Source organism: Brevibacillus daliensis (genome assembly GCF_021245735.1).
GTDB lineage: Bacteria > Bacillota > Bacilli > Brevibacillales > Brevibacillaceae > Brevibacillus_B > Brevibacillus_B daliensis.
The window spans coordinates 128,580-144,989 of sequence record NZ_JAJISB010000010.1; the positions used below are offsets into that span (position 1 = coordinate 128,580).

16 protein-coding genes are annotated in these 16,410 nt (G+C 40.1%); 1 reads left to right on the forward strand and 15 read right to left on the reverse strand.

All coding sequences use genetic code 11. The features are described from left to right. Positions 1–195: 195 nt before the first annotated feature. The 5 genes from LM917_RS11025 to LM917_RS11045 form a co-directional block, all read right to left on the reverse strand. A complete protein-coding gene (locus LM917_RS11025; RefSeq protein ID WP_232697560.1) occupies positions 196–618 on the reverse strand; it encodes a hypothetical protein in 423 nt (140 codons plus the stop codon). A 71-nt stretch (positions 619–689) separates the two neighbouring features. Next, entirely contained in the window at positions 690–1,712 is a 1,023-nt protein-coding gene (locus LM917_RS11030) for an ABC transporter ATP-binding protein (protein WP_232697561.1), read from the reverse strand. 16 nt (positions 1,713–1,728) lie between these two features. Next, positions 1,729–2,517 carry an ABC transporter permease gene (locus LM917_RS11035; protein WP_232697562.1) on the reverse strand — a complete coding sequence of 263 codons (789 nt, stop codon included), beginning with the start codon at positions 2,515–2,517 and terminating at the stop codon, positions 1,729–1,731. Positions 2,518–2,532: 15 nt separating this feature from the next. Further along, complete coding sequence (locus LM917_RS11040; RefSeq protein WP_232697563.1) at positions 2,533–3,312, reverse strand: ABC transporter permease; 780 nt, start codon at positions 3,310–3,312, stop codon at positions 2,533–2,535. Between the two features lie 226 nt (positions 3,313–3,538). Further along, the gene (locus tag LM917_RS11045) at positions 3,539–4,819 is read right to left on the reverse strand and encodes an ArsB/NhaD family transporter (RefSeq protein ID WP_232697564.1); all 1,281 of its coding nucleotides are present in this window, start codon (positions 4,817–4,819) and stop codon (positions 3,539–3,541) included. A 378-nt stretch (positions 4,820–5,197) separates the two neighbouring features. Between LM917_RS11045 and LM917_RS11050 the strand changes: the two genes are divergently transcribed. Next, positions 5,198–6,493 carry an MFS transporter gene (locus tag LM917_RS11050; protein WP_232697565.1) on the forward strand — a complete coding sequence of 432 codons (1,296 nt, stop codon included), beginning with the start codon at positions 5,198–5,200 and terminating at the stop codon, positions 6,491–6,493. Positions 6,494–6,926: 433 nt separating this feature from the next. On the opposite strand, the gene LM917_RS24920 is transcribed toward LM917_RS11050, so the two are convergent. The 10 genes from LM917_RS24920 to LM917_RS11095 form a co-directional block, all read right to left on the reverse strand. Next, positions 6,927–7,124 (reverse strand): hypothetical protein, encoded by a 198-nt coding sequence (locus LM917_RS24920; RefSeq protein WP_507236591.1) that lies wholly within the window; start codon positions 7,122–7,124, stop codon positions 6,927–6,929. 63 nt (positions 7,125–7,187) lie between these two features. Then, entirely contained in the window at positions 7,188–7,718 is a 531-nt protein-coding gene (locus LM917_RS11055; RefSeq protein ID WP_373688780.1) for a hypothetical protein, read from the reverse strand. Between the two features lie 3 nt (positions 7,719–7,721). Continuing rightward, on the reverse strand, positions 7,722–8,783 hold the full coding sequence (locus LM917_RS11060; protein ID WP_232697567.1) for an EndoU domain-containing protein: 1,062 nt from the start codon (positions 8,781–8,783) through the stop codon (positions 7,722–7,724). A gap of 222 nt (positions 8,784–9,005) precedes the next feature. Beyond that, complete coding sequence (locus LM917_RS11065) at positions 9,006–10,241, reverse strand: MDR family MFS transporter (RefSeq protein WP_232697568.1); 1,236 nt, start codon at positions 10,239–10,241, stop codon at positions 9,006–9,008. Positions 10,242–10,479: 238 nt separating this feature from the next. Continuing rightward, a complete protein-coding gene (gene gatB, locus LM917_RS11070) occupies positions 10,480–11,919 on the reverse strand; it encodes an Asp-tRNA(Asn)/Glu-tRNA(Gln) amidotransferase subunit GatB (protein WP_232697569.1) in 1,440 nt (479 codons plus the stop codon). Next, the gene (gene gatA, locus LM917_RS11075) at positions 11,919–13,397 is read right to left on the reverse strand and encodes an Asp-tRNA(Asn)/Glu-tRNA(Gln) amidotransferase subunit GatA (protein WP_232697570.1); all 1,479 of its coding nucleotides are present in this window, start codon (positions 13,395–13,397) and stop codon (positions 11,919–11,921) included. Before gatA ends, gatB begins: the two co-directional genes overlap by 1 nt. Positions 13,398–13,419: 22 nt before the next feature. After that, positions 13,420–13,710 carry an Asp-tRNA(Asn)/Glu-tRNA(Gln) amidotransferase subunit GatC gene (gatC, locus tag LM917_RS11080; protein WP_232697571.1) on the reverse strand — a complete coding sequence of 97 codons (291 nt, stop codon included), beginning with the start codon at positions 13,708–13,710 and terminating at the stop codon, positions 13,420–13,422. 178 nt (positions 13,711–13,888) lie between these two features. Further along, entirely contained in the window at positions 13,889–14,731 is an 843-nt protein-coding gene (gene fakB, locus LM917_RS11085) for a DegV family protein (protein WP_232697572.1), read from the reverse strand. A 208-nt stretch (positions 14,732–14,939) separates the two neighbouring features. Beyond that, entirely contained in the window at positions 14,940–15,497 is a 558-nt protein-coding gene (locus LM917_RS11090; RefSeq protein WP_232697573.1) for an RNA polymerase sigma factor, read from the reverse strand. 205 nt (positions 15,498–15,702) lie between these two features. Continuing rightward, entirely contained in the window at positions 15,703–16,392 is a 690-nt protein-coding gene (locus LM917_RS11095) for a GNAT family N-acetyltransferase (RefSeq protein ID WP_232697574.1), read from the reverse strand. Between the last annotated feature and the right edge of the window lie 18 nt (positions 16,393–16,410).

Sequence of the window (16,410 nt, forward strand, 5' to 3'; positions counted from 1 at the left end):
ATGGTTCATTATCTGTTATTTAATCAACAAATAATAATTGTTATCATATAATACCCATTTTATTATGCAAAATATCGGGCGGGACTTCAATTAAATGCTACAGTTGACGAAATATTTCACAATTCAGAAACAATTACACAAAAACGGGGGTTGCTAAAACTTTCTCCATGCGGGGCGTTATTTACTGGCAAGTTCCTATTCACCCGTGCTTACTTCTACTGTTTCATTACGTTCTTCCTCTTGGTTGGTGGCAACTGGCTTACTCTCCTTCACCAATAATCCAGCATATTTCTGAAGATAGTCGTCCAGCTTAAAATCAGCAAAGAGCTCATGAATCACTTCCATATCATTAATATAATGGCGGGACTCTTTCACCTCAGGTTTCTTTTCCAAAAATAGTAGTGCTACCAGTCTGTTAACAGGAACCCCTTCCCTAGCTTCATCGTAGATGTTAGTTTCTTGAAGGACCTTAGCAAAATAACGCACATAGGTAACGGTTAGCGTCTTGATTTCGCTTCCGGTCTGATACGTCACCACAGATTTGTCGAATGTGTCAGACGGTGAATTGCCTTTCGTAGTAGGTAGCGCCTCACCTGTTATGGAAATAAATTTCATCATATGTATCCCCTTTTCGTTCAAATCCTTCTTCTTCATTATAATTGAGGGGAATAAGTTGCACAAACCTTCTGTTAATTGCTAATTAACTCTCTTTCCTCTTCCTCTATTTTTGGGCTAGGTAGTGCTGGGACCTCGTATACCTTGCGAATTAACTCCTCTACGTTCGCTTCCTGCATGCTGATATCCTCTACTTCTCCCCATTGTCTGAGCAACGTGAGTAACTCCATTGTTCCGACCTGCTTTTTATCGTACAGAAGCGTGACTTGTTTACCCTTTATCTCACAGGCTATTCCTTCAGGTAAGGCATGTGGTTTGGGCAACTCCATAAACTGCACCTGTAGCTGGCTCGGCAAGCCGATTGTAGCTCGAAGCTCCTGTAAACTGCCATCTGAAATAATGGTTCCATGATTAATGACAATGACTCGTGAACAAATTTGCTCGATGTCATCCATGTCATGCGTGGTTAATAGAATTGTTTTTTTCTCCTGATGATTTAACTCCTGTAAAAAAGAACGAATGTTAGTCTTCGCCACTACATCAAGACCTATGGTAGGTTCATCAAGAAACAATACATCTGGATTATGTAATAAAGCGGCAGCTAGATCAGCTCTCATTCGTTGTCCTAACGACAGTTTACGGACAGGTGTATGAATAAAACTCTGAAGGTCAAGAAGATCATCATATCGTAATAACCGTTTGCGATATTCGTAATCCTCCACCTTATACATTTCTTTTAACAGCTCGAAGGAATCTAACACTGGCAAGTCCCACCATAGCTGAGTCCGTTGACCAAAAACCACGCCAATCTTGTGAGCTAATAGCTTTCGCTGACGCTGTGGATGCAAGCCACACACCGCAATCTCCCCGGCAGATGGATGAAGAATGCCACATAGCATTTTAATCGTTGTTGATTTACCCGCCCCATTAGGACCAATATATCCGACAGCTTCCCCCTCTTCAATCGCGAAGGAAATCTCTCGAACTGCATCAATACGTAGCTTTTCCCGGGAAAACAACCCTCGTAATGTCCCGAATGGTCCGCTTTTTTGTTTAGCCAGCATAAAACTTTTCTGAACTTGCTTCGCATGAATCACCCGTTCACTCCCCCTATTATTGTCCCGTACTGTGATAATGGCGAATTCCATAATTCCAGAAGCTAATTGATAGTCCAAAGAAAGCTATTACTGCTACTGGAACAAACAAAAATTGCCACATGCTTCCCCCTTTTTCAAGCAAATAAGAGAATGTCAGATACCCCATATATCCTACGGGAATGAGGCTGAAAAATAATGCCTTCAACCAGTTGGAGTAAAGACTGATCGGATACTTTGCTGCATTAAGAGGTGCGTAATAAAAAAAGACCATTAATTCACTACCCTTTCCAATCAAAAAGGAGATCGTGCACATTATCAACAATAGTGAAAAGCAGACCAGCATGCCGCACAGGATTACAAATGGTAAAAAAAGCAGAAGAGGTCCGATGCTTTGCCCTTGCTGACTTAAAAAGTAGAGACAAAAGCAGATAATTAGCGAAGCCTGGAATACCGGTCCCAGTCTGCTAATATCTATCTTTCTCGTAATTAATAGAATCAAAGGAGAAACGGGCTTAACCAGCAAACTATCGAACTCCCCTTGAATGATATACTTGTCAAAATCCTGCATCTCACTAGCAATAAATCGTACGAGCGCATCACTCAGCGAAACCGTCCCATACAGGAGACCGATTTCGTACAAGTTCCAGCCTCGTATGTTATCAAATCGCCACAATAGGACAGCAATCACAATAAAATCAATGATCATCAAAAGCCCCATCATCGTGCTGGAAATCAGAAAGTTCCACTTGTACTGCATGCTTGCTTTTAAGCTGGCTCGAATCAGTCTTCCGTACATGGAAATCATCTTAAGCTTCCCCTCCTACCCTCCCTGTATTTCTACTCGACGACGTGCAAACTGTGTCACTGTCACATTGAAGGCGATAAGCACAACACACCAAAACAATTGCAATCCGAGCATGTCATAAGAGAGCTTTTCTAATAAAATCATCGAGGGAATGTATAAAATACTTGCGAATGGTAGATTGATCAGGATAGATGCAAACGGCTCGGGGTAGAATTCTAGCGGAAGCATCTGACCACCCAGCATGAGGATCAATGACTGGTTGAGATACATCGCCCAGCGTACTTCTGTCGTCCAAAAAGAAGTTATACCAACGATATAGAAAAAATTAAGTCCGATGATAATGGCAAACAGCGAGGAGAGTGCGTACCAGAGTAACGTAAGCGGTTCATCAGGAGTGTGAAATCCAACAGCGAAGCCGAGAATCAGGTAAATCGGAATAGAACGATAGAAAAAATTATAAGAGATGCGCCCCATTTCCTGACTGATCGTGTACAGATAAAAATGAACAGGTCTTGCCAGGTACATGGATACATCACCAGAACGAACCCAGAGATGAATCTGTAAACCAGGTGATAAAAAAGTAGTTAGCCAGAGCAAACATTGCGTAGAAGTAAGATAAAAGAGTAGCTCTTGCAATCCGTACGGGCTCATTTCCTCCCTGCCTGACAGGATGCCTGTCCAGATTGCCATATAGACAAAACAGAAGATACAACTTCCCAGATTATGAACAAGATGCGCCATACGATACTGCAAATTAACCTTATACGTTTTGACTGCCAAAAGCATATAAATCATGAAGAATCTCCTTTCTGTTATTTTCCGAATATTCACAGAAGGATTTTATCTTATCACAAGCCTCCTAGACATGGTAGACTCTCCTGGAAAAATCTTTTTATAATTTATTGTACTTTACTAAACATCTTGCTAAGCTAAATCTTCTATATTTCTTCACGAAAAAAGCGTGTAGCTAGCGTACTTCTCAGTACCTCGCCAACACGCTTTTTGTCTCTTCTACCTATAGCTAAACTAAATATCTGAAATAAATATAGATTGTACTAATCACGATGGAGAGGATCATTAGCGGGAATCCAATCTTCAGGTATTGCATAAACGTGATCTTCTCTCCCTCTTTAGCAGAGAGTCCAGCAACGATAAGGTTGGCACTGGCACCTACCAGCGTACCATTACCACCTAAACAAGCACCTAGAGCCAAGCTCCACCAAAGTGGTTCCAAATTGGTAATTCCCATGTTACCCATTTCTTTGATCATCGGGATCATCGTTGCAACAAACGGAATGTTATCCACAAACGCCGATGCAATGGCACTCAGCCAAAGAATCAGTAGTGCTGTTGCTGTTACATTTCCCTCTGTCAATTCGATAGCACTTTTTGCTAGGGAAGCAATAATGCCTGTCTCTATTAATCCGGAGACGAGAACAAACAGTCCAATAAAGAAGAAGATTGTTGTCCACTCTACTTTAGTCAGAGAGTCTTCTAAATAATGCTCGCCAGTAAGTAATAGCAGTAGAACCGCACCAACTAGAGCTACCGTTGCCGATTCCATATGCAGCATTTGATGCAAGAAGAATCCTAGTATGGTTAAAAGCATAACTGTCACTGATTTAATTAAGAGATTCTTATCTGTAATCTCAGCTTTGGCATCAATTTTCATGATCTCTTCACGCAATTCATCAGTGGTATGAAGTTGCTTACGGAACATAAAGACAAGACATCCAACGGTAACCAATGTGATAAACATGGAGATTGCTGATAAATTATAAATAAATTCCATAAAGGTCAATTCAGGAACCTGACTGCCTAGCATAATGTTAGGCGGGTCACCAATCATGGTAGCCGTACCACCGATATTCGCTGTTAAAATCTGCGACATCAAAAAAGGAAAAGCATTCACCTTGAGCTTCCGCGTAATGCTAAAGGTTACAGGAACCATTAATAAAACAGTTGTAACGTTATCGAGAAAAGCAGAACCAACTGCGGTAATCAGTGATAACGAAATCAGGATATAGAGAGGATTCCCGTTTGCTTTTTTGGCTGACCATATCGCAATCGCTTTAAACAGCCCCGTTTGAGCTGTGATAGCAACGATAATCATCATCCCGATCAATAAACCAATCGTGTTAAAATCAATGTGATGAAGCGCTGTTTCCTGATCGATAACCCCAAAGATCAGCATAAGTGAAGCACCGGCTAATGCAACAATGGTGCGATGAATCTTTTCGGAAATAATAAGTCCGTATGTGACTAAAAAAATGACAAGTGCAAGTATCGCCTGTTGTTCCATAAGTGCCCCCTGATATGTTCCCTTTGTACTTCCACTACTAAAACTCAGTGTAAGCCAATAGCCTTTCAATTCATTCCTGCAAATCAGCTAATGAATAGCATATCCCATATCATACTCTCTTTTTATGTGAATGTGTTTTTATACTCTTTTCCAAGTATATGAATATTTTGTGTTGTTTTCAAAATATTTTGTTTACCTAAGTGTTATTTGTTACAATTAGTTATCGTAAGATCATTTTTTCGAATTGGAGACGATCCCCAGTGTAAAATTCCTTTTTCTTTGAGAGATATTTTATGTACTTATGCAAACAAGGCCTGTCGCTTTTATGACGCGTCTCCTGTTTGACATGCAATCTCAATGAAAAGGGGTTTATTTGTCATGCTTACAAAACAAGTACGCATTCTTTGGCTTGGTCAATTGCTCGCCAATATTGGGGATGTTTTTTATCTCGTCTGCATTCTCACTTATATCTTTACAACCACACAATCTCCCATCATAACGGGCATTGTACCGATACTGTTTGTCATTGCCCAAACAGTATCAAGTACACTGGCTCCTTTACTTTATAAACGCTTCCCTCTTCAGCGTTTGTTGTTTGTATCCCAGCTAAGTAAGTCATGTTTATTATTACTTCTTGTACTATTGCTTGCAAGTACAACTTCACTTTCCATATATCCGATTATGTTCACCCATCTTGCCATTGCTTTTCTTGATGGATGGGCTAATCCAGCCAGTAATGCCTTGCTGCCACGGCTTTCTGAAAAACAGCAATTAATGCGCCTAAATAGCCTGTTTGCCACAACAGACCAGACCGTTCAACTGTCTGGTTGGGCATTAGGCGGATTACTGGTCAGCCTCCTTGGACCAGCTCCCATTTTGTGGGGCTCTTTGATACTGTTTTTACTAGCTAGTCTTCTAATGGGATTGTTGCGTGATCCGTATGATGACAAAAAGAGAAAAGGTATGCCTGCTGAATCAAATCAAATTTCAATCGAAATGAACAAGCAGCAAACCAAACAAGCAGGAAAAAAAGAAATCTTACTTCACGGCTGGCGATTAATCCTCTCGCGGTCTGATCTACGCACGCTCACACTGATGGAACTACTAGAGGGACTGGCTGGAGCAATCTGGGCAGCAGCAATCATGCTGTTTTATGTCTCTGAAGTATTAATGAAGGGTGAGGAATGGTGGGGCTATATTAACGCTGTCTTCTTCCTTGGTATGATTACAGGGGGAATGATCACCTACAAGTTATCGTCCTGGCTCGATAAACGATTCCGATTAACACTCATTATTATCGGGATCGCCAACGCACTTCTTACCCTCTACTTTGGATTGACGACAGAGGCGTGGGTCGCCCTTGCGCTTTCCTTTGTACTAGGGGTGTTTATCCAGTATCAGGATGTGAATAAGCAAACCTTCTTTCAGCAATCCATCGCACATGAATCTTTACCCGCTGTTCTATCAGCAAAGAGCACGTTAAACTACCTCTCCTTTGGCTTATCCGTTTTTGGAATGAGTATCATTGTAGAGGTAGCAGGTGCTTCTACAGCTTATCTGGTAGCAGGAGGCTTGCTTAGCGCGAGTGTGCTAGTGGCGATCTGGAAACGTGCGTCGTTCCCCAGTCAGGTAGAGACGGTGGAAGTTGATCTTGAGAGTGGTAATTCAATCTAACAGTAAAGAATTTATCGGGGTGAAAAAGAATGCATATATGCAAACGTTTTGTAATGGTGTTTGTTGCTTCTTATTTCATCATCAGCTTATCTACTATTTATTTTAGTGTTTGTTATGTTATTGATTGGATTCCTGGTGCTACTGTATATCAAAGGATAAAAGGGTATTTATCTGAAGGTTTGGTTTATCATTACGACACAAAGCTAGTAATTTCGTTCATCATAGGAGTAATAGGAAGCATCGTAATAAAAATTAAGCAAAGATTATAGTGAACATCCATCTATAAAAGGGAAGCCCATAATCTATACGAAAATGGCTTCCCTCTTTGTTAGTGTTTAACCTGCATAGCTATATTCTTACAACGCTTCTAGAGCCTCATTGCGGATTGCTAGCCGCCGATGTGTTTATTCGGCAGTGGGTAGCCCCCACTTTTTTATCGAAAAATTTCCTCAAGCATTTTCTCAGCCTCGTCCAATTCCCCGAGCATAGGATTCATATAATCACTATACGATTCCAAGTATGCCCTTACTGAACCACCAAATCTAAACATGTCTTTTGTCAAATTTTCAAAACTATTGTTTTCCATAATATCATCAGCAGGTTGATAACGTGAAATAATCATTTCTAGCATGGATGTATCAAGTGTTTAGTTGTTGTATTGTACGACCTAGTTTCTAAGATGTAGCCCGGTAATTCAGCTATTCAACGTTTTTCTTAATGTCTCTATCTTTTCGATTTCATATTGGTAATTACATTTTCCTCTGAAACACTCCTCCATGTTTCTAAAAAAAACATTTGCTCCTTCTAACAAAGTTTCAATAAATTCATTCTTTGGCAGTACTGCTTTAATTTGATCATCAGCATCTATTTGGTAAAGCACTAAATCCCCAGATATTGATTTTATATGTAGCTTTACAGGTTGATCCGGAAAGTAAGTATTCCCTTCTCCTGTAGTTAAAAAACTCTCAATAACATTTAAAATATATGCCCATAATTGATCAATCAAATCCCATAATGTAACATCAAGCAAAGTCTGTTCGCAATAAGTTAATGTAATTGCTCCATTTAGATAATCAAAATCCAATAAATTTTCTAGATCTATTACCTCACTAGTATTATTAATATGCACAAAATAATCTTCGACGTTAGATTTCAAAATTGATAAATCATTAATTTTTCTGTCTGGTCTACCAATTAAGGTATTTACATAAAACAATATACTCACCTACTATTCAGGATAAAATTGTCCAACTCGTCCTTTGTTAAAACCAACCACATATTCTACCCCATTATAAGTTCCCTTTATTTGGTAATTAAAAGCTGTACCATTTTTTAATAGGGTATCCCGATTTTGCTTCATAATAGATTCTATAGCATTTGCTACTTCATCAATTGACATATCTTTCTTTAAGAAGGTCTGTTGTGCTTTTATTGAGCCATCCCAATATTCAGAATGGTGCCTTTCAAGAATATGCTTCATTCCCCGTTTATCTAATAGGAAGTTTTGATTGTCAAATGTGAATTTTTTACTTTGAAAATTCTCGAGAGCATTCACCACTTTACTAGGTTCAGCTTTCCCCGTCCCCTCAGCACCATTCCTCGCATTCATATACTGCTCTTTCGCATCAGCATACTTCTGCCCTGAACTCATTATATTCTTTCCTGCTGTTGCTCCTGTCATAGCCATTCCAGCAGCTAATCCAGCAAAAGCAACACTTACTCCTATTCCTGCAACACCCGTTCCTGATACCGAAGAAATAGCGGATGTTTTGGCTGCTTCTATCGAAGATTGCATACCTCGGAGACTTGCAGCAGTAATCACACCATGCATACCTGTATTGGTGTAATAATACAACATTTCTTGTCCTTCTGGAGCAACTCCTGTTATTCCTACTTCATCCGTGAACCCCCAGCTGATATCTTGAAGCAGAGCATGAGTTCCTCCAAGCAACATCGCTTTTCCTTCATCCCAAGCTCCAATTTCAAAAAATGACCACATACTCACATCAGTACGAACACCACTTGCCATCTCATCTGCCATCTGAAAGGCATCTGCTTTTACCCTTAGCTCCTCTGAGATCACCTCTAACCTTTGGTATAGAAGCTGAAAATTACTCATGAGTATGGGCCATTCATATTCATACATTTCTTTCATACGTCTAGACTCTGTATTTTGACAAAGCTCCAAGCAATCAAAAATCTTCTTTTCAAAGCTTAGCCAGTGATCATTAACTTCTCTAAACTGTTGGGCTAGATGCCTCAATTGATCTGGTTCAACGAGAATTCTCACTTTATGCGCTCCTTGCATCCTTCAATCTGAAGTAGCAGCGTGCTGTAAGGCTCTATGAACTAGAATCCCAAAAATACCCAAATATTTCAACTTTCCTTATTCCTGTTTTTTTAGCTTATTTTGATTAACCAAAAGGTATTTAGTCATAGGAAAAAAGCAAAAAATGCATGTAATGAGTCACTCTTCAACATGGTCCTCTCTCCACCTGATGGATAAAATAAATTACTTCAACACATATAATTTGGTATCCAGATTCTTAAGTAAGCGATACTGACCTAGCCCACCTAAAAATAACAATATTGAGAAAAATAGAAACATTACAGTTCCACCAAATTGACTCAGCAAAATCCCACCTAGAAAAGGGCCAGCTCCTTCTGAAACTCGCCAATGTAATCCAAAGATTGAAAAATACCTTCCACGCATATCAACTGGTGACCAAATTGATATCGATTTGTCTAAATGAGTTCCATAGAAAATGCTTCCCACTACAAGTAATACTTGTGCGAACAATAATAGAAAGAAGGAATCTACAAAAGCAAAGATTAGAACAGCAAAAGTAGCTAAAGTATAGCCTACAAAAATAACATTGTGAGATTTATATTGTTCAGTACGCTTACCAATCCAGAATTGTAGTAATGCAGAGATAATTGAGCCTGTTGTTAACAAAGTTGAGTATATCCACCCATAATCTAAAGGCATAATATTTTTTAAATGCAAGGGTAAAGTAGACCAAGTTTGGCTTGAAATTAATGAAGTAGGTATTGCTAAAAAAGTAAAAATAAATAAGCGTTTATGTTCTCCAAACGATAATTTGTTTACACTGGTTGTTATCTTGTTTTCAATACTCTCATAGGTTTTCGGGAGGGTTTCTGGTAGCTTTCTCCAAATCAAATAAAGATAACAGATGGATACAAAAGCAAAAAAAGCAAAAGAATAAACAGGATTTGCATTGAAAACCATGAGTCCTATCATGGGACCAATAGCCATTCCTATCATAGAGCCCGTTCTCAAGAGCGAATAAACCTCGGCTCGTCTATTTTCAGGTACAATATCTGCAATTTGGGCATTTGCAGCAGGAAAGAACATATATGAACCGGCACCGAGTAAAGTAATGAAAAACGCAAAAATCAATAAAGAGTTTGAAAATATAAAACCTATTAGGCAAAATGATTGTACTGCTAAAGAAAGCATCATTATACTCTTTCTTCCAAATCTATCAGAGAGACCACCAAATAACAAATTCATTAAGAATCCTGCAATTGATTCGAGACCGATAATGGCAGTAATAAGTGGTAATGATGCATTAAATTTTTGAGTCAAATATAGGATTAAAAAGGGGTACATCATAAACTGGGCAACTTTTGTTAAGAATGTACCAAAAAAACGTACCCATATTGTAACGTCATACCTTTTCCATATGGATATCGTTTTACTTTTAAAACTTATTAAACTGCGCACATTATCACTCCATTGTCGTTTTCATTTTAATACAAATATGCAAAAATGGTTATTTTTAACTTTATTTTCTTTTCTTGTTTTTGGCAAGGTTTTTTACTCTCCTCTGTAGTAGTTGTATACTAGTAGCGTTTCTTCCTAGATTCATTCATGTTCTGCACGCTTACTACAATAGTAGATATAAAAAAGGAAGCCCATAATCTATACGAAAATGGGCTTCCCTCTTTGTTTGTGTTTAACCTTACAACGATTCTAGCGCCTCAACCAATAGCTTGTTCACAACCCCAGGATTTGCTTTTCCTTTGGTCTGCTTCATTACTTGACCAACCAGGAAGCCGATTGATTGTTTCTTACCTGCTTTATAATCCTCAACAGACTGATTGTTAGCGGCAATGATTTCTTCCACAATGCGCTTCAATTCGCCTTCATCGCTGATTTGTACCAGACCTTTTTCCTCTACGATTGTAGCAGGGTCTTTGCCTGTCTCCAGCATTTCCTTAAAGACGGTTTTAGCGATCTTGATAGAAATCGTCCCTTTTTCAATCAGCTTGATCATCTCACCAAGTCCTTGAGGAGTCATTTTTACATCTGACATCTCCAGGTTATTGGCATTCAGATATCCGAATAGATCAACCATCAGGAAGTTAGCCACTGTTTTTGGATCTGCACCAGTTTTTACTGCGGCATCAAAGAAATCAGCGGACTCACGAGTCATCGTAATAACCCCAGCATCTGTTTCTGGCAATCCGAACTCTTCTACATAGCGGATCTTACGTGCGTCTGGCAACTCTGGAATAGTAGCCTTCACGCGCTCAATCCACTCTTCTGTAATGGTGATGTCAACCAGGTCTGGGTCTGGGAAGTAACGATAATCATGCGCTTCTTCTTTAGAACGCATCACGATCGTTTTCTTGTTAGCGTCATCCCATCGAAGTGTTACTTGTTTTACTGCGCCACCTGAGCTAACTAATTCTTCCTGACGCTTAATTTCATACTCCAACGCTACTTGTACGTTGCGGAACGAGTTCATGTTTTTCAACTCAGTTTTGGTTCCCAGTTCCTTTTGTCCAACAGGTCGAATGGATACGTTCGCATCGCAACGAAGGGAGCCTTGCTCCATTTTTACATCGGATACTTCTGTATATTGAATGATCGCTTTTAGTTTTTCTAGATAAGCTTTTGCCTCTTCTGGAGAGCTGATATCCGGCTCTGTAACGATCTCAACCAATGGTACACCTACACGGTTGTAATCCATTTTTGTACCACTGCCATATTCGCAGTGCGTTAACTTACCTGCATCCTCTTCTAGATGTAGACGGTTAATACGAATACGTTTGGTTTTGCCATCTACTTCAATATCGATGTAGCCGTTAATTCCGACAGGCTTGTCAAATTGAGAGATTTGATAGGCCTTTGGCAGATCGGGATAGAAATAGTTTTTGCGGTCGAACTTGGTCTCACGGTTAATTTCACAGTTAAGTGCCATAGACGCTTTCATGGCAAATTCCAGTGCCTGTTTATTTAGTACAGGTAAAACTCCAGGGTGACCAAGGCAGATTGGGCATACATGTGTATTTGGCGGTGCGCCGAATTCTGTTTTGCAACCGCAAAAAATCTTACTGTTGGTCGAAAGCTCGGCATGAACTTCCAAACCAATGACGGTTTCAAATTGCTGGCTCATTACGCTTCCCCCTTACCCAGTTCTGGTTTCTTCGGACTCAGGTTAACCGCTTGTTCGTAGGCGTGTGCTACGCGCAGGATCGTTCCTTCGTCAAATGCTTTCCCCACCAGCTGCATACCAATAGGTAGCCCCTCTTTGGAAAATCCACATGGGACAGAGATCGCTGGCAAACCAGCCAGGTTAACGGTAACCGTACAAATATCCTCTACGAACATTTGAATCGGATCATCGATTTTTTCACCGATTTTAAATGCTGTACTTGGTGTTGTAGGATGCAAGATCACATCAAAGTTCTCATATATCTCTTGGAAATCCTGAATGATTAGGGTACGCATCTGTTGTGCTTTTTTATAGAAAGCATCGTAATAACCGGAGGAGAGTGCATAAGTTCCCAGCATGATACGACGTTTTACTTCAGGTCCGAAGCCTTGGCTGCGAGACTCCATATACAAATCAAGCAGGTTCTCCGCATTATCTGCACGCACTCCGTAGCGAACACCATCAAAACGAGCCAGGTTGGAAGACGCTTCAGATGATGCGAGTAGATAATATGCAGGAACCGCATATTTTGTATGTGGCATGGAGACTTCACTCCACGTTGCTCCCATGCTTTCCAGTTGTTTAAGAGCAGCCAGTACAGCATCGCGAACTTCTGTGGAAATTCCTTCGCCAATTAATTCTTTAGGTACAGCAATACGCAAGCCTTTTACATCACCAGTCAGTGCAGATAGAAAATCTGGAACTTCCACATCAGCTGAAGTAGAATCCATTCCATCATGACCAGAGATCGCTTGTAATACATAAGCAGCATCTTCTACGTTTTTAGTAATAGGTCCGATCTGATCAAGAGAGGAGGCATACGCAACCAAACCAAAACGGGAAACACGACCATACGTTGGTTTTAACCCTACTACACCACAAAAAGCTGCGGGCTGACGGATAGAACCACCCGTATCGCTACCTAATGTAAAGTAGAATTCGCGTGCTGCCATTGCTGCAGCAGATCCACCACTAGAACCACCTGGTACGTAGTCCAAGTTCCAAGGATTGCGTGTAGGATAAAAGCTGGAGTTCTCATTGGAACCACCCATCGCAAATTCATCCATATTTAATTTAGCGAAAACAAGAGCGTCAGCTTCTTTTAGCTTTTGGCTAACCGTTCCATCATAAATTGGATCGTAATTGGACAACAGTTTGCTTGCACATGTTGTTTTCAAGCCTTTGGTTACCATATTGTCCTTCAGACCTGCTGGTAATCCAAACAGTAATCCCAGCTCCTCTGTTCCTTTTGCCAGGCGTTCATCCAATGCCTTGGCCTGTTCCATCGCAGCTTCCTCATCGACCAACAGTGTAGCTTGTACCTTCTTGTCCACTTCACGAATACGTGCTAGAGAAGCCACAGTCAGATCAGTTACTGACAACTCTTTTTTCTTCAGATCATCATGTAATTCTGACAAGCGTTTATCAAACAGGGACACCTTTGTCTCCCCCTTTCTTTCATTATTCAAATACGGCTGGTACTTTAAACTGACCCTCTTCTTGGTCAGGAGCATTTTTTAGTGCCTCTTCATTCGATACAGATGGGCGATTCACATCTTCACGCATTACATTACGTACGTCAAATGCGTGACTTGTTGGTTTTACATTTGAAGTATCCACTTCATCCAGCTGGGCAGCAAACTTCAAAATATCGTTCAGATCACGCGTATAGCGTTCTGCTTCTTCTTCAGTCAGGTGTAAGCGTGCTAACTTCGCTACGTGTTCCACTTCCTGCTTCGAAATTTTATTCATCTTATCCACCTCCGTACTATGTTGTTACGATATCATACTCACATACGTTTGATATTACTTGAAAAATCGGTTGCTCGTCAATTTATCAACACTCATTTTCGTTATTTCATTAAAGTGTTAAAGACATACGATGAATAAAAGCCGTATGCAGTTCCTGCAATACGGCTTACATGTTTTATTATTTATAATACCAAGATAATCCAAGCGTACCAGGACCTACATGCACAGCGATAACCGGGCCAAAGTTACCAATTTTCACTTCTGTATGCGGATATTTATCTAAGATATACTGGCGCCATTCTTCTGCTTCTTCCATTACTTTGGATTGAATAATGGATACTTGTAGAGGCTTGCCTGTCTTCGCGTCCTCATCAAACAGATCTAATATGCCACTTTTCGCTTTATTACGAGTTCGTACCTTTTGAAAAGGTACAATTTTCTTGTTTTCAAATGTCAGGATTGGTTTGATTTTTAGCATATTACCCAGCATTAGCTGTGCAGCATTCAAGCGTCCGCCCCGATATAAGAAATCAAGATCTTCTACCATAAAGTACGTTTTCATCGTACTTCTTATGTACTCAACGCGAGCTAGTATTTCCTCACGTGATTTACCTTCCTGTGCCATCTTGGCCGCATCCGTAACTACAGCGCCCATGGCATATGTAGTAATTTCTGAATCAATCACATCAACGGGAATATCTACCATACTGGCTGCTGCTACAGCCCCTTGATAGGTTCCGCTGATTCCGCTCGACATATGAATAGCAATAATTCGCTTATAGTCTTTCGCCAGTTTTTCAAATGCTTCTACATATTCACCAATTGGAGGTTGTGACGTTGTCGGCAATTGATCAGTTGTCTTCAGCTTTTGATAGAAATCTTCCTCGGTTATCTCTGTACCTTCACGGAATGCCTCGTTGCCATATACCACTTGAAGAGGTACTACCGTTATTCCATACTTTACGATGTCTTCTTCAGGTATATAACAGGTGCTATCCGTTACAATCGCGATTTCTGACAAGATAGTCCCTCCACTTTCTTTTTCATATTTATGTAAGAGAGGCACTTTCATTAATGTGCGTGCACTTGGATGAACGAACCCATCTTTTTCGATTAATTGTACCATAAAATCAAGTAAAAAGAGAAAAGTAAACCTCTTAAAATGGGAATTCCTCTCAAAAATAACAAGAAGAAGGACTCTCCATGAGCCCTCCTTTTATCACGTTGCTTTATGCCGTGTATTGTTTTCGTAATTCCTTTAACCCACGGTGGGAGATGGTTTTAACACTCGCTTCTGTTTTCCCAAGAATGACAGCTACCTGTGCAATTCGAAGGTCTCCGAAGTAGCGAAGCGTAATTACATCACGCTGATCACGTGTAAGATTCTCCATTTTTTTCAAGAGAATACTGGTTTGTTCATTCGTTAACGCATGGTCTTCAGGGTCCCATGTAGGATCTACACTCTGCTCGAAGAACTCCGTATGGTCCATCGGCAGTTCTTTTTTCTTACGGCAAAAATCAATGAACGCATGATGAGCAATACTGAAAATCCAACCTGCAAATGGACTGGTACGACTATATTGCTCAAATTTTTCTAATGCTTTTAGAAAAACTACGGTAGTCAAATCGTCGGCATCCCAGACATTATGTACGCGACAGCGCAAATATCTGTTAACTCGATCAAAATACTCATCATACAATTCTACGAATTCCCTGTGCTCAAAGTATTTGGTTGTATTTAATTCTTCACTCGGATGAATGGTTTCATTACGTATCGCTAAACCCATGTTTATACACCACTTCTTTAAAAGTTGGGGGTGATGCCTTCGTCTTTCTTCACATGATTCATTCATGAGCGGCATCTACCTTACATGTTCCATGATACACAGCAACTCTTTCACCAATCTTACATCAATCTTAAAATTATCTTAATTTATTTTGGAAATTTGTTCATAATTGGCAAAGCGTTGTTGTTATAAGCTTTATCTGTTGTTAATCCGTTACACTTTCAGCTAGTTCTAACTCCATAGAGGATAAAATTGCTGAATCGATACGATTAATATTTCTATATTTTTCCAAATAAATGGTTTGAGTTACCTCCAACCAATCGTTCTGAACGTACTCTTTATGCTCTCCTGTCCACTTCACCATTAAATGAAGAGGTACCTCAGGACTGGTTGCCCATAGTGGAGGTTGTTTGTAAGGAAAGTTCTCAACAAAAACAAGCCCGTGACGCTTAAAGAAACGCATTCTTTTTTCAGTTAATACCTTTTCTTCCTCGTCATGAGCATCTTCTAATCTTTCCGTTTCCAAGACGAAACCAGTTAGCCCTTCCCCATGCTTAGAAGCATCTTCAAGAAAAAGTCTTTCTAATTCACCAAGCAATTTCCCACCAATCCCGCTGCTTTGGTAGGTTGGGTCTACCATCATGTACACGATGAATCCCATTTTACTTTTCGCGAAATAATGTGCGGTACTGGCAGCTACTACTTTACCCTGTTCGTCCGTTCCTACTACCAAATGAAAAGCATTCGGCGCAGCAGTCGCTTTATCTGTTACTCCTCGCAACATAATTTCGTTAGGTTCCCGTAATTCCTCTGGAAAAGTATGTTCATATAAAGTGAGTGCCCCTTGTAATAACGGCGACTCCAGATCTTTGATGTCATGCCAGTTAATTTGCATGTTGTCCTGTCTCCCTTA